Raw genomic sequence first — 1124 nt, 5'->3', positions numbered from 1 at the left:
CGCTGCCGCCGTCCGCCGCGCCGTCCTTGGCCGTGGTGCGCGGGGTGTGCAGATGGCGCAGGCAGGCGATGGCGATGAGCGCGACCAGCAGCGCCGTCACCGCCTGCGTCGTCACCTCGGCCGCGAGGCTGGCGCCCACGGCGGTGTTGATTTCGGTGATGAGCCCGCTGGTGATGGCGACCAGGGCGATCCACCAGGGGTAGGGGCTCAGCCGCCGCGCCAGGTCGTCCGACAGCGAAGGCAGCCGCCAGGAGCTGCGCCGGCGCGACAGCAGCGCGTGCCCCAGGCCGATGGCGAACGAGGCGAAGATGGCCAGGCGCACCGCCGTGCTGCCCAGGCCGTGCAGCCGGTCGCCGAGGTTGTCGCCCACGTCGACGCCGCTGAGCGCCAGTTGCGCCGCCAGCCCGATCAGCAGCACGTGCACCACGACCGACACCGCCGCGAGCAGCGAGCGCCGCAGGCGCCCGGACGCAGCCGCGTGGGGGCCACGCGCACCAGCACGCGCTTGGCCAGCCAGTTGCCCAGCACGGCCAGCAGCAGCGCGCCGGCCAGGCTGCCGAGGAAGGTGGCGCGCCGGGCAGGCTCCATCGCCCGCTCCAGGGCCTGGCGGATCTCGACCGCCAGCATCGACAGGCGGGCGGTGTCGGAGGGCCAGGCGTTGCGCAGCGCGCGCCAGTAGGTGGGGCCCAGCGGCGAGTCGATGCGGGCGGTCAGCGCATCCTGGAACTGCTGGCGGCGCTGGCGCACGAGGTCGGCGCTGCGCTGGTCGGCATCGACCACGATGAGGCGGGCGAGCTTGAGGTCGGCGTCCACGACGGCGCGCTGCTTGGCCAGTCCGGCCCGCTGCTGCGCGACGTCGGGGGAGTCGGCGGGCGCGCCTTTCTCGGGCGAGGGACCGAGCCCGGCCAGGCGCGTGTCCAGGTCGGCCAGCTCTTCGGTGCGCTGCGCGACGAGTTGCTCGGCGGCCGTGCCGATGGCATAGACCTCGTTGACGAGCTTGCGGCCGTCGTCGTCCGGATCGAGCTTTTTCGGGACGGCGTCGAGCTGCTTGCGCAGGTCGTCCACCGAACGAGGGGCCGGATCGCCGGCCCGGGGGGCCGTGGCGCTGGCGGCCGGGCCGGGGC

Annotated in this window: 1 protein-coding gene and 1 pseudogene; both read right to left on the bottom strand. The window is 75.0% G+C overall.

From position 1 onward, the window contains the following. A pseudogene (locus tag AC27KI_RS25470) lies at positions 1–436 on the bottom strand (DUF3772 domain-containing protein); the annotation flags it as partial. Beyond that, positions 409–1124, bottom strand: a 716-nt coding sequence (locus AC27KI_RS25465) for a DUF3772 domain-containing protein (protein ID WP_487116588.1), incomplete at its 5' end; no start/stop codon positions are given. The gene AC27KI_RS25465 and the pseudogene AC27KI_RS25470, both read right to left, overlap by 28 nt.

This window comes from Acidovorax sp. KPB24-03 (genome assembly GCF_057546605.1).
The sequence above is the reverse complement of the archived record's forward strand: the minus strand, read 5'-3'. Positions and strand labels throughout refer to the sequence as shown.